Source organism: Thalassospira sp. TSL5-1 (assembly GCF_001907695.1).
In the GTDB taxonomy this organism is placed as follows: domain Bacteria; phylum Pseudomonadota; class Alphaproteobacteria; order Rhodospirillales; family Thalassospiraceae; genus Thalassospira.
The window spans coordinates 1,511,396-1,535,231 of record NZ_KV880638.1; the positions used below are offsets into that span (position 1 = coordinate 1,511,396).

A 23,836-nucleotide genomic window follows, 5' to 3' on the forward strand; every position below is an offset into this window, starting at 1 on the left:
ACGGCAGGAGGATTACTGCATGTCCGAAATGGTTTTCGCCGCCTCATCAAGGGCATCGGCGGGCGAGCTTGTGCCCAGCATCGCATTCTGCAGGGCTTCCTGCAAAACAGCCGAGGCTTCCTGATAGGCCGCCATTGTCGGGCGCGGTGCCATGACGGCAAGGCTGGTTTTGGCCGCATTGACAAACGGTTCCTGGCCCTTGATTACGTCGGGGTCGCTATAGGATGCCTTCCAGATCGGCAGGCTGAGGCGGGCATATTTGTTCTGCACCTTTTCCGAGGTCAGGAACTGGATATATTTCCAGGCTTCTTCCTTGTGGGTGCTTTTGCTGGGAATGCCAAGACCCATCGACCCGTTGACGGCCGATGCCTTTGAAATGCCCTTTGCGCCCGGTGCGGGAACAATGCCAACATTGCCGGCAACCTGGCTTTCTGCCGGGTCATTGGCAAGGTTGTACATATAGCCCCAGTTAAGGGCAAAAGCGGCCTGTCCGCTGGAAAAGACGCGGCGGACGTCTTCTTCGGCATATTCGCGCGAATTGGGGTTGGTGACGCCATCATCCAGGGTTCCAACCATATATTGCAGGGCCTTCAGGCCACCGCCCGTGTTGAAAGCCGGTTTGCCGTCGGCATCCAGGAACTTGCCGCCCATCGCCGATAGAATGGTGGTGTAATCGCAAATCGCGGCTTCGGATTGTGACCACGACCAAACCAGCGGATAATCGACAATCCCCTTGTCCTTGATGGCCTTGGCCTGGGTTTCCAGTTCTTCCCAGGTGGTTGGCGGAGTGTCAAATCCGGCCTTTTTCAGCATGTCCTTGTTGTAAAAAAGGAACTTGGTATCGGCAATCCAGGGCATGCCATAATATTTGCCGTCATATTCCACCGTGGTCCAGGCCCCCTTGAGAACAGCCTCGCGGGTTTTCTCGTCAATCCGGTCCGAGACATCTTCCAGCAGTTTGTATTGGGCAAATTCGGCGGGCCAGATCACGTCATACAGCACGACGTCATAACCATTGGCACTTTGTGACAGAACAATCTTGTCATGCAGGGCTTCGTAGGGGACCAGCTCGACATTGACATCAACGCCGGGATTGGCGGCCTTGAAGTCGGCGGTCATGTTGCGAATGTCGTCTTCGCTATAGGCGGCCTGGGCCATGAACAGGGCGTTCAGGGTCACATCGGCGGCATGCGCGGCACCGGATACGGCAAAGATGCCGAAAACAGCACTCTTGAGGACATTTTTGATCTTCATCTTCTTATCTCCCTGATAAATGAGATACGGAACGATTGAGGTGTGATCTGTTGGATCACAGGCTTTATTATTAATTCAATTTGATGTAATTAATAATGGAGAAAACGAAGGAAGGCAATGGTGATGAAAGAACAGCTGTCAGAAAGTGTCTTGGGCACCAACCTTCTGCACGCCAAAAGCCATAATCGACGCGCGGTTCTTGACGCGGTTCGGCGCCGCGCGGGCCTGTCGCGTGCCGACATTACCCGCATTACCCATTTGTCTGCCCAGGCCGTTTCCAACCTTGTTGCCGAGCTGGAGGAGGCCGGCCTTTTGCTGGCCGGGGAGCCGGTGCGCCAAAAACGCGGCCAGCCTGCCCGACCGTATCGTTTGAACCCCGACGGTGGTTTTGCCATCGGGTTTCAGTTAAGCGGGACGCAAATGGATGCTGTTCTGGTTGATCTTTTAGGGGAAGAGCGCGCGCGATCCAGCCTGAGCATCAATCATCCTGACCCGCAACAGACGGTGGACCTTCTGGTGGCGGCCAGCCGGGATATTATCGTTAAATCCGGGCTGGATCCGGACCGGAATATTGGCATCGGCATTGCGATGCCGGGCCCGGTTGGCATTGCCGGGCCAACTGGTATTGCACCGGGCTGGGAAAATTTTGACCTTGCCAGCGCCATGACCGCCAAGGCGGGGTGCCCGGTTTTTGTTGAAAATGATGCCGATGCGGCGGCGATTTCCGAAAAGCTGTATGGCACAGCCCGGGAACTGGATAATTTCGTGTATATCTTTATCGGGCATGGCCTTGGCGCGGGGCTGTTTTTGGATGGGCGGATTGTGCGTGGTGCCCAGGGGGCAGCGGGCGAAATTGGCCATATCCCGATTATGGCCAATGGTCGTAAATGTGGCTGTGGGCGGAAGGGCTGTCTTGAGAGATATGTATCGCTATTGGCGTTGTATGATGAATTTGATGCCGCCCATCGCGATGATCTGGTTCTTGATCACAATTTAACCCGGCTTTCTGCCCTGTCGCCTGATGATGCCCCAGTGCGGCACTGGATTGATCAGGCGGCATTGCATCTGACAACCACATTCCAAATTATTTCCAGCATGTTGAACCCGCAGGCGATTATATTGGGCGGATTGCTGCCCGAACCGATTTTGACCTCCCTGTGGCAAAAAGTCACAAAATTGCAGGATGTTGACGGCCCAACGCCAACGGGGGCCCATTTGCCCGTTCATATTGGCGATGCCAGCACCTATTCGGCGGCACGCGGGGCCGCCGCCCTGCCGATTTATCAGGAAATGATCCCGGATTTTCAAAACATGTTAAAAGTTCGAGATTAGGCGGGGTTTAACAAATCCCACTTATTGCCGTACAAATCTTCAAATACGGCAACGATGCCATAGGGTTCGTGGCGCGGGGATTCCAAAAAACGAACACCGTTTTCAATCATGCGGGCATGGTCCGTCTCAAAATCGTCCGTCATCAGGAAAAAGCCGACCCGTCCACCGGTCTGGTTGCCAATTGCGTTGCGTTGCGCATCGGTGCTGGCTTTGGCGAGCAGAATGCGGGTGGCGTTTTCTGGCGCGCGCGGCGGCTCAATTAAAACCCAGCGTTTGCCATTCCCCATATCGGTATCTTCAATCAAGTCAAACCCGATTTTATGGCAATAAAAGGCGATGGCTTCGTCATAATCATCAACGACAATTGAAAATTGACCAATAAGCGGCATCAGATCAGCCCCAGTGTTTTAAACGAATTATAGCCTGACCGGCTGACAATGATGTGGTCATGCACATTGATTTCCATTGCCTTTGCTGCATCTACGATCTTGCGGGTCATGTCAATATCGCCGCGTGACGGGGTGGCATCGCCACTGGGGTGATTATGCACCAGGATCAGGGCGGAAGCATGAAGTTCCAGTGCGCGTTTGATCACTTCGCGCGGATAAACCGGGGTATGGTCCACCGTGCCGCGCTGGTGGCATTCATCGGCAATCAGGCGGTTTTTACGGTCCAGAAACAGCAAATGCAGTTCCTCGGTATTGCGATGGCCCAGCCGTACCCGGCAATAATTAATCAATTGTTCCCACGATGCGATCACGGGGAGTTCCATTGCCCGCTCGCGCGACAGGATTTGTGCGCTGGCTTCGGCAATTTTAATTGCGGCAATGGCGGCGTCGCCCACTCCCTTGCAGGTGGCAAGGTCACCCTGGCTGGCGGCCAACACGGCGGCCAAACTGCCAAACCGGTCAATCAGCGATTTTGCCAGCGGTTTGACATCGCCGCGCGGGATCGCCATGCACAGCAACAGTTCCAGAATTTCATATTCGGCAAGGGCGGCACTGCCCCCTTTTAAAAAGCGGTCACGCAAACGCTGGCGATGGCCGAAATAATGGGGTTTGGGTGCTTTGGCGTTTTTCTCGTTTTTGCTGGCCGTGCTGTCGGTCTCTTGTCGCGCATCGGCGGCGGCATCGCTTGTCGTGGTTTGCATTTTGGCAGGGGCTTTTTTGTCATTCTTGCTGCTTTTGCGATCCAAAGAATCTGTTGCCTCGCTGGTCATTGAGGCCAGGCTGGCAAGTTCCCCGTTGGGGTCAAAATAGACCCGGCTGCCATCATCGATGGAGGCGGTGGCGGTATTACGGGGTTTTTGGGCACTCACGGCGGGCTCCTGTCATCGTGCAATTTGACGTTGCAGGTGCAGTTTGCGTTGCCGTGTCTTTGCTGTCCAGTGGGCAACCGCATGGGCAGCGGGCAAAAAACGGAAAATGTGATTTTATTTGACTTGTGTATATGCACAAGTTAATCACCAGACATGACAATAGCATTGCCCGACGCCCTGAATGATGAATGTTTGGTGTTAAAAAGCCGCATGGCCGCACGCGCCATCACACGGCGTTACAATTTGCTGCTAAAACCTTATGGTTTGCAATCAACGCAGGCGTCGCTTTTGTTTTGCATTGGCGGCGGCGGGTTTCAATCGGTTAGCAGTCTGGCCCGGCAAATGGACCTGGAACGCAGTGCCATGACCCGCAATCTTGCCGTTTTGCAACGTCAGGGCCTGATTGCCCCCAATAAAACCGGGCAGGGCAGAATGCAGGTTTTTTCCCTGACATCGCAGGGTGAAGAAAAAGTCCGGCGGATTTTACCTGTCTGGCAAAAGGCCCAGAAGGAAATTCGGGGCGAACTTGGCGCGAATGACTGGCAGGCTGTGCAAAAGGCGCTATCACGAATGGCGGCGATAGGCTGACGGTTTTGATCAATATGTTTAAAGGGATAGGTTAAAATGACACAGCGGATTGTGGTGACGGGGATGGGCCTGGTAACGCCACTGGGATGCGGCCTTGATGCTGTTTGGCAGCGGCTTGTGGCCGGGCAGTCCGGTGTTGTGACCAATCACCGGTTTGACAGCAGCAATCTTTCCACCAAGTTTGCGGGGCTGGTGCCCAGCCATGCCGATGACCCGGCGGGCCTGAATGAAGAAGACGTCATTTCAAAAAAGGATCGTAAAAAGGTTGACCTGTTTACGATTTATGCCCTGGCAGCAGCACAGCAGGCCTTAACCCAGGCGGGCTGGCTGGACCTTGACCAGGAGGCAAAGGACCGTACCGGCACCGTGATTGGCACCGGCATTGGCGGCCTGCCTGTTATTACTCATGCGGAATCGGTGTTGAACGACCGTGGCCCATCGCGCATTTCGCCCTTTGTCGTGCCATCCTTTCTGGCAAATATGGCTTCGGGTAACGTTTCCATCCGCTATGGTTTTCGCGGGCCGATCGGTACACCTGTGACCGCCTGTGCCGCAGGTTTGCAGGCAATTGGCGATGGCGTGCGACTTATCCGCTCTGGCGAGGCTGAGGTGGTGCTGGCAGGCGGGACCGAAGGCTGCGTTGATCCGTTATCGATTAGCGGTTTTTCCGCCGTGCGTGCGCTTTCCACCCGCAACGACGCCCCGACCGAGGCCTCGCGCCCGTTTGATCGTGACCGGGACGGTTTTGTCATGGGTGAAGGGGCCGGGTTGATGGTGATTGAAACGCTTGATCATGCACTGGCACGCGGGGCGGTGCCGCTGGTGGAAATTACCGGTTATGGCACCAGTGCCGATGCCTATCATCTTACCGCCGGGCCGGAAGATGGCTCCGGTTGTGCGCTGGCGGTTCAGGCGGCCTTGCGCATGGCAAAACGCGCGCCGGCGGACATTGGCTATATCAATGCCCACGCCACCTCCACCCCGGTGGGGGATCAGGCAGAGGTCGCCGGGCTGCGCCGTGTATTTGGCGATGATTTGCCAAAAATTCCGGTTTCGTCCACCAAGTCGGCCATTGGGCATTTGCTGGGGGCTGCGGGCGGGGTGGAAGCCATTTTCACCGCCCTTGCCATTCGCGAAGGGATGTTGCCGCCCACCATTAATTTGCACAATGTTGATGACAGCATGCAAGACCTGGATTTTGTGCCCAATACCAGCCGCAAGGCCGACATCAAGCATGGCCTGTGCAACGGGTTTGGCTTTGGCGGGGTTAATGCGTCCTTGTTGTTAAGTGCGTATGAAGGTTAATTTTTAACCGCTAAAACTGCGTTTTATCGCCTTTCAAGAGGCCAGTCGGCGTTGTGCCGGGCTGGCCTTTTTGGTGTTTGTTTGGCGGGGACACGGCGCACAACAGCGCAATTTTGAATGCTTTCAAAATAGTTTTCCGGCTGGCTTGACAATTTTGGCGCTTGGGATATTTTCATCCATATAGAAAGGTAAACTTCGTAGATTACCTTTGTATTTGAAAGTGCCATCATGCCCTACAATCCGGAAAATCCCCTTTCGCCAACGGCCCTTGCCCTGGCAACCGACCTGCATGCCGTGCTGGGCCGTTTGCGCCGCAAATTGCGCAAACAGGCGCATTTGGGCGATTTGAACTGGACGCAAAAATGTGTGTTGCGCCATCTCGAAACCGATGGCCCGGCCACCGTGACCGTGCTTGCCCGAGCCGAAGGAATGCGCCCGCAATCAATGGGGCCGCATATTACCGCCCTGATCAAGGCCGGGCTGGTGGAAGGGACACCGGACCCCAATGATGGCCGCCAGACTTTGCTGTCTTTAACCCCATCCTGCCGGGAATGGATACAGGCCAGCCGCGCCTTGCGCGAAGACTGGCTGTATCATGTCATTCTGGATAATTTCTCGCAAAAGGAGCAACAAACCCTGGCGGAGGCCACCCGCCTTTTGCAACGCATGGTCGATGTTGACCGCTGAGCGTTTGATATCGGACTGCCGCCTTACAATACCTGCCTTTGCCTCTTTCTCTTTGCCGTGCCACTTGCCGTCTTTTACCCGCCGTTCGTGCGACCTTCCGTGACGTTTTGCCTCCTTTGATCTCGCCCCAACCAAAAAGGATTGCGCCCCATGTCTGTTACCGCCCTTGACCCCAAAACCGCCCTGATCGTGATTGATTTGCAAAAGGGTATTCTGGCTTATCCACTGGCCCATTCTGCCGATGATGTGCTGGCAAGGTCGGTGATGCTGGCGACTGAATTTCGGGCGCGTAACCTGCCGGTGGTGTTGGTTAATGTGGCGGGTATGGCACCGGGGCGGAACGAACAGCCCCCGCGCAGCGGGGATTTGCCGCCTGGATGGGCTGATTTGGCCGCTGAGCTTGATAGCTGCCCGACCGACCATAAAGTGACCAAGAAAAGCTGGGGGGCCTTTACCGGCACCGGCCTTGGCGATTATTTGGCCGGGCAGGGGATAACACAGGTGGTGTTGTGCGGCATTGCGACGAGCATTGGTGTGGAATCCACCGCCCGCCAGGCGCATGAACTGGGTCTTAACGTCGCCCTGGCGACTGATGCCATGACGGACATGAGCCATGAGGCCCATGTTAACAGTGTGACGCGCATTTTCCCGCGCCTGGGCGAAACTGGCACAACCGATGAAATTCTGGCCTGCCTGGAACAAGAAGGGGGCCGGAAATGACATTCCCCGAAAAATGGTCCCGGAAGTTCCGGGCCAATCATTACTCCGCCCGATTATGGGGGGACGTAAAATGAAAAATCCGATGCGCGGAACCTTCCGCTCGCTGGCGGTGTATAATTACCGGGTGTGGGCGTCTGGCTCGCTTGTGTCCAATACCGGCACCTGGTTGCAGCGCACCGCCCAGGACTGGATTGTCCTGACCGAACTGACCGATCATAATTCAACGGCGGTCGGCATTGTCATGGGCCTGCAATTTGGCCCGCAGCTTTTGATGTTGCCCTTTACCGGCTTTGCTGCCGACTATTTTGACCGGCGCAAATTGCTGATGGTGACACAGTTTTTAATGGGGCTGTTGGGGTTGGGTCTTGGCTTGCTCACCATTAGCGGCCTTGTCGAACTTTGGCATGTTTATGTGTTTGCCTTTTTGCTGGGCTGTGTGGCTGCCTTTGATGCGCCCGCCCGGCAAACCTTTGTTTCCGATCTGGTGCCCGAAAGCTTCCTGTCCAATGCCATTGCGCTGAACTCCACATCGTTTAATGCCGCCCGCATGATTGGCCCGGCGGTGGCCGGGGTTTTGATTGCGGTGGTGGGGACCGGCTGGGTGTTTTTGCTCAATGCCGCCTCCTTTGCCGGGGTACTGACATCGCTGGTTCTGATCCGTCGGGAAGATTTGAATGTGACGCGCAGGCCCCTGCGCGGGCGGGGCAACCTGGTGGGTGGTTTTCGCTATGTTGCCGGGCGGCCTGACATTGTGGTGATCATGTTGATGCTGTTCTTGATCGGCACATTTGGTTTGAACTTCCCCATCTTTATTTCAACAATGGCGGTGACGGTGTTTCATTCCGGTGCCGGGCAGTTCGGGATGCTGTCATCACTGATGGCGGTGGGCACGGTGATGGGGGCGTTGTTTTCAGCCCAGCGGGCAACACCGCAAATTGGCCTGCTGTTTTATGGCGCACTGGTTTTTGGCCTGGCCTGCATCCTTGCCGCCGTCATGCCCAGCTATGGCCTGTTTGGCGCATCGCTGGTGGTGATTGGCATGGCGGCACTGGTGTTTTTAAGTTCCAGCAACGGGTTGATCCAGCTTTCAACCGATCCAATGATGCGCGGGCGTGTCATGGCGATACGTATGGCGATTGTGATGGGCGGAACGCCGATTGGTGCGCCCATTGTGGGCTGGGTGGCGGACCATTACGGGCCGCGCTGGGCGCTGGGTGTTGCCGCAGTTTCGGGTATTGCGGCGGCGCTGGTGGCGCTGGTTTATTTGTTCAAATATCGCGAAATGCGCTTTCGCCGTGTTGATGGGCGCTGGCGGATTTTGGTTAACGAGGCCCCGAAGGTGACACTCGCGGCTGAATAACAAGTCATTCCATTATGAAAAAAGGGCAGGCCGAACATCATCCGGTCTGCCCTTTTGCTGTGGATAAATCACCACGCCGGTTTATTCGGCCGCGTCGCTGATTTCGTAAGGCGGTTTTTCCAGCCCGGCGGGGGAGCGGGTGAAAATTTCAAAACCATCATCCGTCACACCCAGCGAATGTTCAAACTGGGCGGAAAGTTTGCGGTCCCGCGTCACCGCCGTCCAGCCATCGGACAGCACCTTGCATTCATAGGTGCCCTGGTTGATCATCGGTTCGATAGTAAAGATCATGCCAGGTTCCAGCACCAGCCCCTGGCCCGGCTTGCCATAATGCAGGATATTTGGTGCATCGTGGAACACTTGGCCCAAGCCATGCCCGCAAAAATCGCGCACCACCGAAAAGCGTTCGGATTCCGCATAGGATTGAATGGCATGGCCAATATCGCCCAGCGTTGCGCCCGGCTTAACCACGTTAATACCGCGCCACAGGGCCTCGTAAGTCACATCAACCAGGCGCTGCGCCATGACCTTGGGCGTACCGGCAATGTACATCCGGCTTGTATCGCCATACCAGCCATCAAGAATGACGGTGACATCAATATTCATGATGTCGCCATTTTGCAGCTTTTTATCGCCGGGAATGCCGTGGCACACGACATGGTTGATTGATGTGCAGGTCGATTTGGGAAACCCGCGATAGCCCAGGCAGGCCGAAACCGCACCATGATCGCGAATATACTGATCGCACAAATCATCAAGCTTGCCGGTGGTGACACCGGGGACGACATAGGGGGTAATGAAATCCAGAACTTCCGCAGCCAGCTTGCCAGCGGCGCGCATCCCTTCAAAGGCTTCGGGGCCGTGAATTTTAACTTTTCCGTTTGCCAACCGAATTCTCCTTGTGTTGGCGGTCCTTATGGGGGCAACCCATTTTCATCAATTTGTTTTGCAGCCTACTGAAATAATCGTTGTCCGTCCAATAAGCAAGGATTGCACTGCATGGCTGCCCGTACATTATACGCCAGAGATTGAACATCAGCATACCATGCCTGCGATATGGCCTTCAGGCTTTGTTCTGTGTCATGTTTTGGCTGTCGAAACGCAAATTATGATGCGCTGGCAACGTTTCACCGGTGTTTCAGGCTGCTTTACCGGGCAAAATCGGGCGCTTTTGATTGACTGTGACGGATATCGTATCGATTAGGCAGTCATAGGCGATGGCTTCCACCCCGTTTTGGGTGGCGCTGGCAAAACGTGCGGCATAATGCGGGTCGATGTCGGAGGCCAGGGTGAAGGCGGCGCAATCGGTACGCTGGATCAGATAAAACATGACCGCGCGGTGGCCCTGGGCGACCATTTCTGCCATTTCATCAAGGTGCTTTGCCCCGCGCTTGGTCACCGCATCGGGAAATTCGGCAAGGCCGGGTACGGCTTCATCGCGTTTGAGATGCACATTCTTGACCTCGACATAACAAAGGCCCCTTTGCGGGTCGGACAGCAAAATATCAATGCGTGAATTCTGGCCGTATTTAACCTCGCGTTTCAGGGTTTCATAGCCTGCCAGTTCCGGGATTTTGCCGGTCAAAATGGCTTCTTCAACAATGGCATTGGGGTGCGCTGTATTGATGCCAACCATTGCATCGCCCACCTGGCAAAGCTCCCAGCTATATTTCAATTTGCGCTTTGGATTATCCGATGTGGAAAGCCACACCGAAATCCCGGCATCCTTCAGGCCTGTCATCGCACCCGGGTTGGCGCAATGCGCGGTGACGGTTTCGCCGCTATCAAGTTCAATATCGGCCAGAAAACGTTTGTATCGCTGGATCAGTTTGCCGTGAAGAAGCGGGCTGGGCAGGTGCATGATCGGCCTTTCGGTATTCAGTCCTGACAGGGGCTGTCAATATTGCTGGCAGTTTGGACTGCCAATTTCACGGCATTTGCGTCATATATCAAGCCCCTGCTGCCTCCCAAGAATTAAAAGGGTTGAGATGCGCGATAGCCTTCGCCGGAAAATGATCGAAATTTGCGACCGTAAAATCGCGCAGAAAGGCCCCGATGTTGGCCAGTCATTTTATGCGTTTTTCGCCAATCGCAATAACGACCCCGACCTTTTGATGGAAGCGGCCAGTTGGTGGATAAAAACCCACCAACTTGATCATTTTGAAAAGGCCGTCAAAATCCGCGATATGTTGGAACGCGGGCATTAAAATTTAGGCCCTAATTGGCGGGTTTGGGCTTGTCGGGAACATCACCTAGAAAATCCACCAGGCTGACCTGGCCGCTGCCGCGCCGCAACGGTTTGGGCTGGCTTTCATCCGGGGCCCAGGCCGTCAGATAAACCACCTGAAAGGTGGCATTGATGCGGCCATCGGGGCGGGCGTGGCGTTCATGGTAAATGGCGGCTGCACGCGCCAGCGTTGATGCCCTGGTAAATTTTTTGCTGCGTTTTAAAATCAGGTTGCTTTCGCCCATGCCTGATAAATCCCGCATCAGTTTCAGGGCGTCGGGGTAATCCACCGTGATTTCATCAATATCCACCACCGGCAGGGCAAAGCCGCTGCGCTGAAGCAGGGCCCCGGCATCGCGCACATCGATAAAGGGCGAAACGCGGGGCGAAACGCCGCCTTCTTCTTCGGCCTCTGCGGTCATTAAGGCGTCGCGCAAATCCTTCAGGGTTTCGCCCCCCAGCATCGATGCCAAAAAGAACCCGTCGGGTTTTAAGGCCTGGCGTGCCTGTATCAGCATACCGGGCAAATCATTCACCCAATGCAGCGACAGGTTCGATAAAATCAGATCCAGCGACCCATGCGCAAAGGGTAAAAATTCCTCGTCTGCGACCAGGGTGGGGCGCTTTGGCAGCTTGGCTTGCGCATTGCGGGCATATTTAAACGATATGTCAGACTGAAAAAGTGTTTCAATGCCACCGCGCTTGCCCACAATCTGGCCCAGCTCGCCACTATGGCAGCCAAGGTCGAGTGCGATGGGGAATTTGCGGGTGGTATCATCCAGCCTGTCTGCCAGCCGTTCGGCGGTTTCGGCAAACAGAAAATTGTAATCCTGTGACCGTGTTGCCGCGCGGTCGCGGCGCAGCTTTAAAAGACGGCGATCAAACACCGTGATCGGATCGCTCATTGCGGGCTCCGTTATGCGGGAATTGCCATGTTGGCCCCTTAAATAGACCGGCCCGCCTATTGGTGCAATGATCATCCCAACGCACCGGCCCTGCAAGCCCGTTTGGGCGGCAGGACCGTGACGAATGAAAAGCCAATACGAATAATTGTGATGCGTCATCACCCGTGCTTAACTGTGCCAGTAGGGACCAGTTGGGATGTGAGAAACATAGGGCGCATAAATACAGGGCAGGTCGCATTTTGGGGAAGATCACGACAGGCAAAGCGGATAATCGCGTGTTACGGCGGCTTGGCCTGGTTGCCTGGCAGGCGGTTTTGCGCGGGTTGTTACCGGCGCGGTGTGGCGGGTGCGGCGCAATTGGCGATGTGCCCCATGCCCTGTGTGCCAATTGCTGGTCGGCCCTGCGTTTTGTCGCCCCGCCTTTTTGTGCCTGTTGCGGCTATCCGTTTGAATTGATGCCGTCTGAAATGCTGTCGTCTGATTATGAGGATGGCGAAGATGATGAGCGGGATGTGAACCACCAGGCCGATATGTTTGGCGGGGCCATAAAGGCGCGCGACCAAATCGCCACAGGGGTGGATTACGGCAAGGGTGTTTTGTGTGGCCCGTGCCTGCGCCATATTCCGCCTTATGACCGCGCCCGGGCGGCCCTGATTTATGATGATGGCAGCCGGGATTATATTTTACGTTACAAACATGGCGACCGCACCGATTTAACCCCGCTTCTGGCCCGCTGGATGTGGCAGGCCGGGCTGGATTACTGGGAAAATGCCAGCCTTTTGGTGCCGGTGCCACTGCATCGCAGCCGGTTATTGATGCGGCGTTATAACCAGTCGGGCCTGTTGGCGGCGGCCCTGTCGCGCCAGACCGGCATTGCATTTGCGCCGGATTTGATCACGCGCAAACGCAAAACCCGCAGTCTGGCAGGGCTGGGCCGTGCATCGCGCCAGCGCGAGGTGCAGGGGGCCTTTGCTGTGTCAGACCGGCGAGCAGAAAAATATCAGCTGAAGGGGGCCAAGGTGGTGTTGGTCGATGATGTTTTAACCACCGGGGCGACGGCAGCGGCCTGTGCGCGGGCGTTAAAACGGGCCGGAGCCATGCAGGTGGACCTGATCACAATTGCGCGGGTCATACGCTGACGAATTCAAAATTATCTGTTATATAGCCTGTAACAACGGGATTTTCCGGGTCAGGAACCCGCAAGAGAAGGATATGAACACATGGCAAAAGTTGAAGTTTACGCAACCGAATGGTGCCCCTATTGCAAGCGTGCCCGCAAGCTTCTGGACGAGAAGAATGCGGCCTATGAAGTCATCGATGTGATGATGGAACCGCGCCGCAAAAAGGAAATGATGGATCGTGCCGGTGGCCGCACCAGTGTGCCGCAGATTTTTATTGATGGTGAGCATATTGGCGGCTGCGATGAATTGATGGCCCTTAACGCCAAAGGCGGGCTGGACCCGCTGCTGTCGGCCTGATTACCAGACACGGTTTACCGAAAAAGGGCGGTTTCGCATCGGGCGGGCCGCCCTTTTTGTTTTTTGCCTTTCACCGGCCCCATTGGCGACATAACCTGAAACGATAATGTCACTTCGGCTGGCCGAAAAAGGAGAAACGACCATGACACGTTTTATTGCCGCCTGTGTGCAGGTAAATAGCCGCGATAACATGGAGGACAATCTGGCCAGGGCCGCGATTTATGCCCGTGATGCCCATGCCGCAGGGGCCCGCCTGATCAGCTTTCCCGAAAATGTGTCGATGATGTCCTTTGGTGGGGAAAAGGTGCGTGCCGCCGCCTTTGCCGAAGATGACCATCCGGCGCTGGCGTTTTTTAAGGATCTGGCTACCGAGCTTGAAAGCACGCTGGTTGTGGGGTCGCTTCATGTTAGCGTGCCGGGTGAAGACCGGGTTGCCAACCGCTGTTATGTGATTGGCCCGAACGGGCAGGTGATGACATCTTACGATAAAATCCACATGTTTGATGTGGACCTTGCCAATGGGGAATCGTACCGCGAAAGCAAAACCTTCCGCCCCGGCGATGCCGCCCGTTTGGTGGAATCCAGACAGGCCAAAATCGGACTTTCCATTTGTTATGATGTGCGCTTTCCGCACCTGTTTCGCGATTATGCCAAGGCCGGGGCGGAGATTTTGACCGTCCCCGCCGCCTTTACCCGCACTACCGGGCAGGCGCACTGGCATACATTATTGCGCGCCCGTGCGATTGAAACCGGCTGTTTTGTCATTGCCGCCGCCCAATGTGGCGATCATCCCGGCGACCGGCAAACATTCGGCCATTCCCTGATTATCGACCCCTGGGGCGTGGTGCTGGCCGATGGCGGTGCCGAACCGGGATTCATCACCGCCGAGATTGACCTTGAGCGAGTCAAGGAAGTCCGCGCGATGGTACCTTCGTTGAAGAACGACCACGCCTATCGTCCGGTGAGTTGATATCGCGTTCGGTGTGTAAAATTAAAAAGGACCGGGTTGGATGCCGGTCCTTTTTAGTAAATAGATTGCGGTGCGCTGGTAATTTAACTGCCGCGCAGCGCATCGACCACTGGTTTGCGATAGAGCATGAAGGCGGGCACCAGGGCCAGGGCAAAGCCGATCAGGATGAAGCCTGCGGCCAAGGTCAGTTCGGGCGCGGCGATGGTGGCGCGCATGGCCATGCCGGTTTCGGCGGTAAAGGCCTGCGAGACCGCCTGTGCCACTGCCCAGCCCATAGCAAGGCCAATGGCGGCCCCAAATACCACAAGGGTTGCGACATAAAGCCAGATCGAGCCGAAAATATAGGATTTTGGTGCGCCCAAGGCCCGCAAAACAGCAAACTGTTTGCGGTATATTTGCATTAGGGCCAAAACGGCGGCCAAAATCGCGGCAACCACCAGCGCCTGGGTGCCCAGCGCCATCCAGCGCATGACCGTACCTGCATTGCCGAGCATTTCATACATTTCAACCAGCACTTCGGCGGGAAAAAAGGCCATGCTGTGATCGGTGCGGTAGCTTGAGCGCAGGCTATAGGCCCCAGCGACGGTTTTGGGATGCACCACCATTGCCGGAACACCGGGCAGGTCTACCCCGTCAAAGGGCGGGCCGAGTTTTACTGCATGGTCGGGGTGGTCTTCGTCATGGTCGTGCTCATGCTCATCGGCATGTTCATCGTGATGTGCGGCGTCGTGGTCCTCATCATGGTCATGATCGGCAGTGGCGACTGCGCTGGCATCATGATCATGGTCTTCATGGTCTTCATCCTCCGCATGGCCGGTGGAGAGGGAATGAACCTCCCATACCTGTTCGACCGGGACGATAATGGCGCTATCCCAAGGGGTTCCGGTGGCGTGCATGCGGCCAACCACACGGATGTTAACGCCGTGATGATGGTGTTCTTCGGCCTCGATACCGTGGCCGTGGGCGGGTTCAAAGCTGTCGCCAATTTCCAGCGGCACGGCAACGCCGATCACGGCTTCTTCGTGGTCAGCAAACATGCTGCCATCTTTAAGGCCGCCGGAAAGATAATCGATGAATTGCGCGGTGGAACCGATAATGCTGTGATCGCGCCAGGAATCACCAAAGGCCAGCGGGGCGGCAAAATCCACCCGGTCATCGGAAAGCAGTTTGGACCAGATCGGCCCTTCGAGCAGATTGACTGCCGAGGGGCGCAGAAAGATCGTATTCATGACAATGTCGGTCTGGCTGCCGGGTGCGGCGACAAGAATGTCGAATTTGTCGGCCGCATGGGCACTGCCCTGGCGCAGGGCGCGTTCCTGCGCGGTAATGCCCACACCAATTGCCACGGCAACCGCGATCAGGGCGACAAACAGCAGGTTCATCACCCAATGTCGGCGCAGGCTGGCAAAAACAATCGGAAACGGGTTCATGCGGCCTCGTTTTCAGTCAGAAGCTGACCCTTGTCGAAATGCAGGACACGCGGGCAGCGATCAATGACGGTATGGTCGTGGCTGACGATGATCAGGGTGCGGTTATTGTCGCGTGCATTGGCAAACAGAATATCGGCACAGTTTTCCGCTGCGTCCTTATCAAGGCTGGCGGTGGGTTCGTCGGCCAGCAAAATGGGCGGATCAAACAAAAGGGCCCGGGCAATGGCAACACGCTGCTGTTCGCCGCGGGACAGATTGGTCACGGAGCCGCGATTGGTTGGAACACCAACCAGGTCCAGCAGATCAGCCGCATGTTTGCGCAAATCGGCCGGAATGCGCCAGCCATGAAACCCGGCCGGAAGCAGGACATTTTCCAGCGGCGAAAGTTCGCCGATCAGATGAAAATCCTGAAAAATGAAACCAACATGTTTGCGCCGCCAGGCATCGCAGGCCCCCTCGGACAGGGCTGTAATATCGGTTTCGCCCCAATGGATGGAGCCTTGGCTGGGCCGTAGCAGCCCGGTTAACAGATAAAGCAGCGATGATTTTCCAGAGCCCGATGGCCCGGCAACGCCCAAAATTGTGCCCGGTGCCACAGCGAGATGCGGCAGGGAAAGAATGGGGGTTTCCTGGCGGGGAAAGCGCAGGGACAGTTCGCTGATGTCAAGGGTGGGGCTGGTGCCTTTGCCCAAATTTGCGGCATCGTATGCAGGTTGTGCCATGTCAGACGATCTCGAAGGTTGCATCAACCAGGCGCACCATGCTGACAAAGCCAGTATCGGCGTCTTTGGCAACACCCAGTTCAAGGACGCCGCTGGCGAGGATGGGGCGGTTGAAACGCACGGCTTCCAGTTTTTCGCGCATACGGACGAAGACAATGTCGTTGGGCCAATCGGCACTTGTTTCGCAAAACGGGCAAACCGACATTGGCATTTTGGTCAGGACAAAGAAATTGGCATCCGCCTTGAGCGGCGGGGCCATAAAACCGGGAATGTCGATTTGTTTGCCCTGAAGGTCGCGGGCCCGCTGGGAGAATTCGTTCTGGGTTTTGTAAATGTCGCGAATTTTAAGGCTTTCGGCGGCATTTGCGGCGGTAAGGGTTCCGGTTGCAGCAAGGCCAACCAGCGCGGCGCTGCCTGTCAGGAAATGACGACGGTCAATACGCATGAGAATTCCTCCAAAGCAGAAAGCCGGTCGCACCCCGAAAGAGCGACCGGCCTGAAAGATGACGTGTGACCGGCTTAGTCAGCCAGTTGTTTTTCAATCTCGGCAGCGTGATCCATCACATGATAGATCAGGTTCTGTTCAACAACACCGTGGAATAGGTAAGCCGACGGACCAGTTGCAAAGATGGCAACATCGTCACCGGCATGGGTTTCGCTGCTCATCGGGACCAGGGCCTGCTGCAGGAAGTCCGGGTCCTGGGTATCAACGTTGGTCAGGTCGGAACGGAGTTCGTCTTTCAGGGCACCCGGGCCGTTCATGTAGCCAAGGGTGGTGTAAGGCTTGCCATCGTCGCCTTTTTCCTCGGACAGACCGAGGATCGGGTTGCCGCGCTTGGAATAGCCGGAAATGGTCATGGTGTGGCTATGGTCGGCGGTAACGATGACCAGGGTGTCTTCGGTTTTGACCTTTGACAGCGCCATTTTGACAGCATCATTCAGCGCAACGGTATCACGCAGGGCACGATAGGCATTGCCGGCATGATGGGCATGGTCGATACGACCGGCTTCGACCATCAGGAAGAAACCCTTGTCGTTTTGCGACAGCATGTCGATGGCTTTTTCGGTCATTTCTGCCAGGCTGGGTTCACCACCGGCATCTTTTGCACGGTCGGCTTCATATTCCATGTGCGACCGGTCAAACAGGGCCAGAACGTGCTTTTTCTTGGCCGGGTCAATTGCCTTGAACTGTTCTTCGTTCCAGACAAACGCCCCTTCATCGCCATAACGTTTGACCCATTCGGCGGTCAGGTCGCGGCCATCGGTACGCTGGCCGGTTTTGCCCTTGTCTTCCGGGTCGGCCATTGTTTTGTCCATAAACATGCGGCGACCACCGCCAAAGGCGACTTCAAAACCGTCACCGGCGGGCCATGCAATCAACTGGCTGGCAATGTCGGGGCAGCCGTCTTTGATGGCTTCTTCGGTCAGGTCGGCGTTGCTTTCCCAGTTGCGGTCAGCGGTGTGGGCATAAACGGCAGCCGGGGTGGCATGGGTCAGACGGGCGGTCGAAACGATCCCGGTGGACATGCCCAGCAGCTCGGCGCGTTCAGCCAGCGAGGTGGTCGGCATTTTAAGCTGTGCGGCACAGTCTTTGCGTTTGACGTCGCCCGAAACACCGATGGTGCCGTTGTTGGATTTAACGCCGCTCATCATGGCGGATGCGGTCGGGGCGGAATCGGCGATCTGGCCGTCATTGGTGTAGGTTTTGGATAGGGCCACATTCGGGAACTGACCAAAAACCAGGCTGTTGCTTTCGCCGTCAACACCGCGCATCTGGCCTTCAAAAATGCGGGCAGCGGTGACGGTCGGAATGCTCATGCCGTCGCCAACAAACAAAATGATGTTTTTTGCCTTGTTGGTGTTGGGCTTGTCGGCCAGCTTCAGTTGCAGGTCCTGTTGTGCCTGTGTGTAGTACGGATTGTCCGCCTGCGGCAGTTTTTCGGCGGCAAAGGCAACAGTTGTGCACATGGTGCTGGCAAGGGCGGTGGCCCAAAGAACGCGTTTCATCAAATAACCCCCTTTGTGAAACTGTAAAGAGAGAACAGATCCCCCTTTATTCATGCCGGGATTATAAAAACACTGTGCAACAGTTCTGTGACGGAATGGTTATCGGATCGTGACAATAAATGGCGTTATTATTCAAACATATTTCGGTATGAGTTTGAGGTGTGATTAAAGATTTTACAGATCAAAAACTGCATAAAAATCAATGAAAAAGGCGGAAATTGATAGGGAATCTGTCATGGAGGCAGCTTGTTTTTTTCCATTCAGGCCGTAGTTTGACAGTCCTTCTACAGTTTGAAAATCTGAGGGTGATTTTACGGATTTTGACGGGGGTTTGAAGGAGAGTTGAAGTGTTTGGGGTGAGTTGCTGTGAATGTTTTGGCGGGTAGGGGGTGTTTCGTGCCCCAGGGGGCCGTCAAAGAAAAAGTATGGGGGCGGTGGCGGGCGGTGATGTTGTTATTGTTTTATGTCGAAATAGCACGCTGCTTGCATGGTAGTGCTGGTCTTTTGCGATAAAATTGCCATATATCCTGTATCGTCCTTTTCGTTACAGATGTTTAACACGACCTGACCAAACACAATCATGATTCTGTTTCAGCTAAAATGTAACCATGACCATGAATTTGAAGGCTGGTTTCGCGATAGTGCCGCCTATGAGGAACAATCCTCTGGCGGTGAGCTTTGCTGTCCGATGTGTGGATCGGACAAGGTCGGCAAGGCCTTGATGGCACCGCGATTAAGGACATCGCGGCAAAAGGAAACCGCCGAGGAAAACCGCAAGAAGGCCGCAATTGCCGAAGCCACCCACCAGGCCCTTAACGAATTGCGCCGCCAGGTTGAAACCAATTGCGAAAATGTTGGTGCGGGCTTTGCCGAGGAAGCCCGTAAAATTCATTACGGTGAAACGGAAAAACGCGGCATTTACGGTGAAGCCACCCTCAAGGAAGCCACGGAACTGGTGGAAGAGGGGATTGATGTGCATGCCCTGCCGTGGATTGAAGACAAAACGAAGAAAAACTGACAGCGGCAAATTTGTCATCATATTTTTGCAATTTGCTGTTTGCCGGGCGGGTTTGGACCTGTTTAAAAAATAAACTGATACCATGTGAACAATGGCGGTGTTGTTCGTCGAAGGATGACTGCTGCCGTTTTGGCGCAGTTTTTGTCGATACCGGAAAACGGTTGCAGCAGTTTTACTGGCAGGATGCCTGTGCCGGTGCAAGAAACCCGCCGGTTTGGCTTTGTACCTGTGCTGGCTTCATCTGGCGTGTGTTTGTTTGGCAAATGGGGCCTCCCCCCGCTGGACATGCGGCCGTTTTACGTGATGTCGGGCATCCTGTTTCAGGAAGCGGTATTGGTTTTTGGTTTGTGTCGTTTGCTGGCGGCAGGTGGTAGTCAGGGGCAGGTTGTTGCAGGAAACAAAGTCGTCCGTTCGGGATAAATCGCCACGCAACCCGTATGTATCTTACATGCAGGGGCCGGTGATTGTTGCGAGTGTTGTTTTTGCCCTGTCGCTTTTGGGTATTCTGACGCGACCGGAGCATATGCTGGCTGCCTTGTGGCCTGCCAACGCGATTTTGTCGGCGATTTTGGTGCGCAACCCGCGCTTTAACACGCTTTTGGGCTGGCTGGCGGCGTGTATGGGTTATGTTGCTGCGGATTATATCACCGGCAGCACCCCTTGGGTCTCGCTGTTGCTGGCGTTGGCAAATTTGTGTGGCGTGATGGTTGCCCTGATGATGCTTCGGCGTTTGTGCTTTGAGGATATCAGCCTGTTGCGCCCCCGGTCGATCGGTCGTCTTGGCATTATCAGTTTTCTTTCATCCATTGCGTCGGGCAGTGTCGGCGCTGTTGTGTCGGGACTGTATTTTGGCACGGAACCGGTTATGGGATTCCTGTTCTGGTCCAGTGCCGAATTTGCCAATTTTGTCGTGATTTTGCCTTTTGCGCTTACGGTGTCGCTTCGTTTCGCTGTGTTGAACGACATTGTTGCCATGTGGCGGGATGCTGCATCGGGTTGGGAAAAGGTAAAGCCCTATATGCCGGTGTTGGCGGTTTTGGCCAGTTTGCTGCTTGTGCAATTCGTCGGTGGGCCAGGGGCCATTGTTTTTCCGGTGCCAGCACTTTTGTGGTGCGCGCTGGTATATCGTTTGCAAGTGACGGCCTTTATTGTTTTTCTCGTCTCGCAGTCCCTGATTTATGTGCTGGAATTCAATCTTGTATTTAACCTGCCGGCCCATATGGATGCCTATTGGGCGGTGGTTTCCACCCGGCTGGGGATTGCGCTTTTGGCGATTGGGCCGTTGACGGTTGCCAGCATCAATGCGGCACGCACGGTTTTGCTACGGCAGCTTGACCATGCCGCAAACCACGATTTTTTAACTGGGCTTTTATCGCGAAGGGCGTTTGTCACTCAGGGAAACGAACTGGTGGACCGTCTTGGCGTTCAGCAGGACCGTTTAAGCGTTGTTTTGATTGATATTGACCATTTCAAGCAGATCAATGACAGCTATGGGCATGCGACCGGGGATTTTGTGCTGGCCGAGGTTGCCGAAGTCATTCGTCAGCATTTGCAGGAAAACGATTTGATCGGACGCCTGGGGGGCGAGGAGTTTGCGGTGCTATTACCCCATATTTCACCGCAGGCGGCAGAAGACGTTGCCCAGAAGATTCGCAACGCCATTGCCGGGGCCCAAATTTTCGGGATGGGGAGCATGGCCGACACCCGAATTTTCATTACCATTAGTGCCGGTGTGATCAGCCGCAATTTGACGTCGTTTTCCAATCTGGACCAATTGATTCTGGAAGCTGACAAATTGATGTATGAAGCCAAGCGGGCTGGCCGCAACCGGGTTTTAATCGCCTGATGTTCCAGGGCCGGGCAATTGATTTTTCCAATCAGCACGGTTGATGCGCACCAACGGGGTGCCGTGGGCATGATAGGCTTTTGTCATGCCATCATCGCGCAGGCCGCATTTTTCCAGAACATGGCGCGATGCGCTGTTTTCCGTATCAAAGGTGGCCGTGATGGTTGCAAGTTTGACGGTGCCAAAACCGTAATTGATCAGGCAACGGGCGATTTCGGTGGCATATCCCTTGCCCCAGTGCGGCACCGTCAGACGGTAGCCAACTTCAACATCGCTTTTGTCGGGCATTGGGCGCAGGATGCCCAGGCCGATGACCTCGTTATTTTCGCGCAGGCGCACACCCCAGATACCCAGTTCCCCGTCATCCTGTAACAGGATTTTGCGGATGCTGGCCTCGGCCGAGGCGTAATCCGGGCTGGGTTCGCGAATATAGCGCATCACCCGTTCATCCATATTGGCGCGGGCCAGAGCGGGAACGTGATCTTCACCAAAAGGTTCAAGCACCAAGCGGTCGGTTGTCAGGCTGGGTTGGCGGTCCGACATGGGAATTCCTTTTTGGGTTTGTCGCTGGCAGGTCAGGTGTGTGCCGCGCGCCATTGGTCAAGGGTCAGCATCATGACAGGCTTGGCCGTGCCACCATGCACATTCGTTATGCCCGCATCAATCAGGCCACATTTTTCCAGAACCCTGCGCGATCCGTGATTGCCAGGCTGATACACACCACAAATGGCGGGCAGGTTTAAGCTGGCAAAGCCATAATGGATAATCGCCCGGGCCAGTTCGGTGGCATAGCCTTTGCCCCAGCTGGCACGCGACAGGCGATAGCCAATTTCAACCGCACTTTCATCGGGCAGCCAGCGCAATAACCCGCGACCGACAACCTGATTGCCGGCTTTTTCCCGAATGCCCCAATTGCCGACAATGGCCGGGCTATCTGTTTGCGCATTCTGCAGGCGTTTGCGGGCAAATTCCATATTCGGGCTGGGCGGGCGGATATGGCGCATGACTTCCGCATCCATGTCCATTTCGCACCAGGCCTGAATATGTTCTGGCATGCCAAAAGGTTCCAGAATCAGATGGTTTGTTTCAAGACGTGCGGTGGTCATGGGAGAAACCCGTGATGATTGGAAGGTCAGTCTTGTGCGGGTTTAACCGCCATTGCCAGATAATTGATGTCCAGATCACGCGGGGCAGGCAGCCATTTATCCTGAACCGGGTTATAGGCAATGCCGGTAATGTCGGTCAGTTGCAGGCCGCAATCACGGATATAGCGCGAAAGTTCGGAGGGTTTGACAAACTTGCGCCAGTCATGCGTACCCGCCGGGACCCAGCGCAACACATATTCCGCACCGATTTTTGCCAAAGCCAGCGATTTGAGCGTGCGGTTCAATGTGGCAATGAACATGATGCCGCCGGGCTTGAGCAGGGCCGAACAGGCCTGCATGAAAAAAGCCGGATCATCGACATGTTCGATGACTTCCATATTCAGAACCACATCGAACTGGCGGCCTTCATCGACGATGGATTCCGGCGTGCCCAGGCGATAGTCAATTTCAAGCCCGCCCTGTTCGGCATGGACGCGGGCAACATTGATGTTGTTTTCGGCGGCATCCAGGGCCGTCATATTCGCTCCCAAACGCGCCATCGGTTCGGACAGCAAACCCGCCCCGCAGCCGACATCAATAATATCCAGCCCTTTAAGCAGGTTGATATCGCTGGCATCGCGGCCAAAATGCGCAGCGATATGATCGCGCAGTAATTGCAGGCGCACCGGGTTGAATTTATGCAGCGGCTTCATCACGCCTTCCGGATTCCACCATTCATCCGCCATAGCGGAAAAACGCGAAATTTCGTCGGGATTGGCAGTGCGGTTGGCATGGGCTGACATGGCAGGGCTCCGGCGGGCAACAGATAACAGAATTGATCCTTGCCCTGTTTACGCGGCCCGCCTGCGCGGCGCAACCATATGCTTTGATCCAAACGGTTTTTCAGGGGTGGGATGCGCTGGTTTGGGGTGCCAGCAGGGCAGGCAGTTCGGCAAGGGATTTGATGGCGCAAATGCCATCGGGCACGCCATTTTCGTGCCACTGGGCAAAGGACCACGGGCCGCGCAGCAGCCATACGGCCTGCATGCCGTGGGCAAGGGCCGGGTAAATGTCATTATCCAGCCGGTCGCCGACATAAACGATATTTTCCGCAGCGTGGCCGGTTTGATCGACAATGGCGTGGAAAAAGGCCGGGTCGGGCTTTTTGCATTTCAGCCGGGCGGAGCTTGAGAGCCAGTCTATCTGGCAGGGCAGATTTGCCAGAATTTCTTCGGATGACGCTGGCTGGTTGCCGCAAATGCCAATTTTGTGGCCGTGGCAGGCAAGGCGTTCAAGGGCGGGCAGCACATCGTCATAAAGGTCGTCGGCGGTGAAAGACAAAAGGTCGGGGCGGCGCCAGGGTTCACCCGGGGTGGCGGAAAAATCGCCCAATTGTTTGAGGATGGCCTCGAACCCGCAATTGCGCGCGAGCGCAATGCCTGCTGCAGCCGACACGGTAAAAGGGGGCAGGTCAAGATGCCCGGCAATGCGATGCCAGATGGCGGTTTCGCTGACCAGGGTTTCGCCAACATCAAAAATGATCATGGTTTTCCCGATGACAGCGGATGGGGACTGCAGCGGCAT

The 23,836-nt window shown here is 55.5% G+C and carries 27 protein-coding genes; 13 read left to right on the forward strand and 14 right to left on the reverse strand.

All coding sequences use genetic code 11. From position 1 onward, the window contains the following. Nucleotides 1-12 precede the first annotated feature (12 nt). On the reverse strand, nucleotides 13-1,254 hold the full coding sequence (locus tag LF95_RS16495; protein ID WP_073956076.1) for an extracellular solute-binding protein: 1,242 nt from the start codon (nucleotides 1,252-1,254) through the stop codon (nucleotides 13-15). Between the two features lie 123 nt (nucleotides 1,255-1,377). On the opposite strand from LF95_RS16495, the gene LF95_RS16500 reads away from it, so the two are divergent. Next, nucleotides 1,378-2,586, forward strand: coding sequence for an ROK family transcriptional regulator (locus LF95_RS16500; RefSeq protein WP_073956356.1), 1,209 nt, complete (start codon nucleotides 1,378-1,380; stop codon nucleotides 2,584-2,586). Here LF95_RS16500 and LF95_RS16505 read toward each other — a convergent pair. Beyond that, the gene (locus LF95_RS16505; protein ID WP_073956077.1) at nucleotides 2,583-2,975 is read right to left on the reverse strand and encodes a VOC family protein; all 393 of its coding nucleotides are present in this window, start codon (nucleotides 2,973-2,975) and stop codon (nucleotides 2,583-2,585) included. The two genes, LF95_RS16500 and LF95_RS16505, sit on opposite strands and share 4 nt — an antisense overlap. Continuing rightward, entirely contained in the window at nucleotides 2,975-3,904 is a 930-nt protein-coding gene (radC, locus tag LF95_RS16510) for a RadC family protein (protein ID WP_252509795.1), read from the reverse strand. Before radC ends, LF95_RS16505 begins: the two co-directional genes overlap by 1 nt. 153 nt (nucleotides 3,905-4,057) lie before the next feature. Here radC and LF95_RS16515 point away from each other — a divergent pair, with 153 nt between their 5' ends. The 5 genes from LF95_RS16515 to LF95_RS16535 all read left to right on the forward strand — a co-directional run bounded on the left by LF95_RS16515 (nucleotide 4,058) and on the right by LF95_RS16535 (nucleotide 8,564). Beyond that, on the forward strand, nucleotides 4,058-4,492 hold the full coding sequence (locus LF95_RS16515; RefSeq protein ID WP_073956078.1) for a MarR family winged helix-turn-helix transcriptional regulator: 435 nt from the start codon (nucleotides 4,058-4,060) through the stop codon (nucleotides 4,490-4,492). Between the two features lie 36 nt (nucleotides 4,493-4,528). After that, nucleotides 4,529-5,797, forward strand: a complete 1,269-nt coding sequence (gene fabF, locus LF95_RS16520) for a beta-ketoacyl-ACP synthase II (RefSeq protein ID WP_073956079.1) — start codon at nucleotides 4,529-4,531, stop codon at nucleotides 5,795-5,797. Nucleotides 5,798-6,025: 228 nt separating this feature from the next. Then, entirely contained in the window at nucleotides 6,026-6,484 is a 459-nt protein-coding gene (locus tag LF95_RS16525; protein WP_073956080.1) for a MarR family winged helix-turn-helix transcriptional regulator, read from the forward strand. Between the two features lie 150 nt (nucleotides 6,485-6,634). Continuing rightward, nucleotides 6,635-7,204, forward strand: coding sequence for an isochorismatase family protein (locus LF95_RS16530; RefSeq protein ID WP_073956081.1), 570 nt, complete (start codon nucleotides 6,635-6,637; stop codon nucleotides 7,202-7,204). A 70-nt stretch (nucleotides 7,205-7,274) separates the two neighbouring features. Beyond that, nucleotides 7,275-8,564: an MFS transporter gene (locus tag LF95_RS16535; protein ID WP_252509796.1), complete on the forward strand. Its 1,290-nt coding sequence runs from the start codon at nucleotides 7,275-7,277 to the stop codon at nucleotides 8,562-8,564. A gap of 81 nt (nucleotides 8,565-8,645) precedes the next feature. Here the strand turns inward: LF95_RS16535 and map are convergent, their stop codons facing one another. Together map and sfsA are read right to left on the reverse strand one after the other, a co-directional pair. Next, nucleotides 8,646-9,452 carry a type I methionyl aminopeptidase gene (gene map, locus LF95_RS16540; RefSeq protein WP_073956082.1) on the reverse strand — a complete coding sequence of 269 codons (807 nt, stop codon included), beginning with the start codon at nucleotides 9,450-9,452 and terminating at the stop codon, nucleotides 8,646-8,648. A 250-nt stretch (nucleotides 9,453-9,702) separates the two neighbouring features. Further along, nucleotides 9,703-10,425 carry a DNA/RNA nuclease SfsA gene (gene sfsA, locus LF95_RS16545; RefSeq protein WP_073956083.1) on the reverse strand — a complete coding sequence of 241 codons (723 nt, stop codon included), beginning with the start codon at nucleotides 10,423-10,425 and terminating at the stop codon, nucleotides 9,703-9,705. Nucleotides 10,426-10,552: 127 nt separating this feature from the next. Here sfsA and LF95_RS16550 point away from each other — a divergent pair, with 127 nt between their 5' ends. Then, nucleotides 10,553-10,771: a DUF6500 family protein gene (locus LF95_RS16550; protein ID WP_073956084.1), complete on the forward strand. Its 219-nt coding sequence runs from the start codon at nucleotides 10,553-10,555 to the stop codon at nucleotides 10,769-10,771. A 10-nt stretch (nucleotides 10,772-10,781) separates the two neighbouring features. Here LF95_RS16550 and LF95_RS16555 read toward each other — a convergent pair whose 3' ends face one another. Then, nucleotides 10,782-11,696, reverse strand: a complete 915-nt coding sequence (locus tag LF95_RS16555; protein WP_073956085.1) for a methyltransferase domain-containing protein — start codon at nucleotides 11,694-11,696, stop codon at nucleotides 10,782-10,784. A 275-nt stretch (nucleotides 11,697-11,971) separates the two neighbouring features. On the opposite strand from LF95_RS16555, the gene LF95_RS16560 reads away from it, so the two are divergent. The 3 genes from LF95_RS16560 (at nucleotide 11,972) to LF95_RS16570 (ending at nucleotide 14,144) form a co-directional block, all read left to right on the forward strand. Then, nucleotides 11,972-12,835 (forward strand): ComF family protein, encoded by an 864-nt coding sequence (locus LF95_RS16560; RefSeq protein ID WP_252509797.1) that lies wholly within the window; start codon nucleotides 11,972-11,974, stop codon nucleotides 12,833-12,835. An 81-nt stretch (nucleotides 12,836-12,916) separates the two neighbouring features. Then, complete coding sequence (grxC, locus tag LF95_RS16565) at nucleotides 12,917-13,174, forward strand: glutaredoxin 3 (RefSeq protein ID WP_073956086.1); 258 nt, start codon at nucleotides 12,917-12,919, stop codon at nucleotides 13,172-13,174. 142 nt (nucleotides 13,175-13,316) lie between these two features. Next, complete coding sequence (locus LF95_RS16570) at nucleotides 13,317-14,144, forward strand: carbon-nitrogen hydrolase family protein (RefSeq protein ID WP_073956087.1); 828 nt, start codon at nucleotides 13,317-13,319, stop codon at nucleotides 14,142-14,144. Between the two features lie 83 nt (nucleotides 14,145-14,227). Here LF95_RS16570 and LF95_RS16575 read toward each other — a convergent pair whose 3' ends face one another. The 4 genes from LF95_RS16575 to LF95_RS16590 form a co-directional block, all read right to left on the reverse strand. Next, nucleotides 14,228-15,574 (reverse strand): FtsX-like permease family protein, encoded by a 1,347-nt coding sequence (locus LF95_RS16575; RefSeq protein WP_073956088.1) that lies wholly within the window; start codon nucleotides 15,572-15,574, stop codon nucleotides 14,228-14,230. Then, nucleotides 15,571-16,296, reverse strand: coding sequence for an ABC transporter ATP-binding protein (locus tag LF95_RS16580; RefSeq protein ID WP_073956089.1), 726 nt, complete (start codon nucleotides 16,294-16,296; stop codon nucleotides 15,571-15,573). Before LF95_RS16580 ends, LF95_RS16575 begins: the two co-directional genes overlap by 4 nt. Before the next feature lies 1 nt (nucleotide 16,297). Continuing rightward, on the reverse strand, nucleotides 16,298-16,741 hold the full coding sequence (locus tag LF95_RS16585; RefSeq protein ID WP_073956090.1) for a twin-arginine translocation signal domain-containing protein: 444 nt from the start codon (nucleotides 16,739-16,741) through the stop codon (nucleotides 16,298-16,300). Nucleotides 16,742-16,815: 74 nt separating this feature from the next. Continuing rightward, nucleotides 16,816-18,303, reverse strand: coding sequence for an alkaline phosphatase (locus LF95_RS16590; protein ID WP_073956091.1), 1,488 nt, complete (start codon nucleotides 18,301-18,303; stop codon nucleotides 16,816-16,818). 580 nt (nucleotides 18,304-18,883) lie between these two features. Between LF95_RS16590 and LF95_RS16595 the strand changes: the two genes are divergently transcribed. The 3 genes from LF95_RS16595 (at nucleotide 18,884) to LF95_RS16605 (ending at nucleotide 21,167) form a co-directional block, all read left to right on the forward strand. Continuing rightward, the gene (locus LF95_RS16595) at nucleotides 18,884-19,321 is read left to right on the forward strand and encodes a DUF1178 family protein (protein WP_073956092.1); all 438 of its coding nucleotides are present in this window, start codon (nucleotides 18,884-18,886) and stop codon (nucleotides 19,319-19,321) included. Between the two features lie 195 nt (nucleotides 19,322-19,516). Further along, nucleotides 19,517-19,741: a hypothetical protein gene (locus LF95_RS16600; RefSeq protein ID WP_143182068.1), complete on the forward strand. Its 225-nt coding sequence runs from the start codon at nucleotides 19,517-19,519 to the stop codon at nucleotides 19,739-19,741. Further along, a complete protein-coding gene (locus tag LF95_RS16605; RefSeq protein WP_143182069.1) occupies nucleotides 19,710-21,167 on the forward strand; it encodes a GGDEF domain-containing protein in 1,458 nt (485 codons plus the stop codon). The genes LF95_RS16600 and LF95_RS16605 overlap by 32 nt, the downstream gene beginning before the upstream one ends. On the opposite strand, the gene LF95_RS16610 is transcribed toward LF95_RS16605, so the two are convergent. The 4 genes from LF95_RS16610 to LF95_RS16625 form a co-directional block, all read right to left on the reverse strand. After that, nucleotides 21,156-21,710, reverse strand: coding sequence for a GNAT family N-acetyltransferase (locus LF95_RS16610; RefSeq protein ID WP_073956095.1), 555 nt, complete (start codon nucleotides 21,708-21,710; stop codon nucleotides 21,156-21,158). The genes LF95_RS16605 and LF95_RS16610 overlap by 12 nt on opposite strands. A 32-nt stretch (nucleotides 21,711-21,742) precedes the next feature. Next, on the reverse strand, nucleotides 21,743-22,273 hold the full coding sequence (locus LF95_RS16615; RefSeq protein ID WP_073956096.1) for a GNAT family N-acetyltransferase: 531 nt from the start codon (nucleotides 22,271-22,273) through the stop codon (nucleotides 21,743-21,745). A 26-nt stretch (nucleotides 22,274-22,299) separates the two neighbouring features. Beyond that, nucleotides 22,300-23,055 (reverse strand): bifunctional 2-polyprenyl-6-hydroxyphenol methylase/3-demethylubiquinol 3-O-methyltransferase UbiG, encoded by a 756-nt coding sequence (gene ubiG / locus LF95_RS16620; protein WP_073956097.1) that lies wholly within the window; start codon nucleotides 23,053-23,055, stop codon nucleotides 22,300-22,302. A 100-nt stretch (nucleotides 23,056-23,155) separates the two neighbouring features. After that, complete coding sequence (locus tag LF95_RS16625) at nucleotides 23,156-23,836, reverse strand: HAD family hydrolase (protein ID WP_073956098.1); 681 nt, start codon at nucleotides 23,834-23,836, stop codon at nucleotides 23,156-23,158.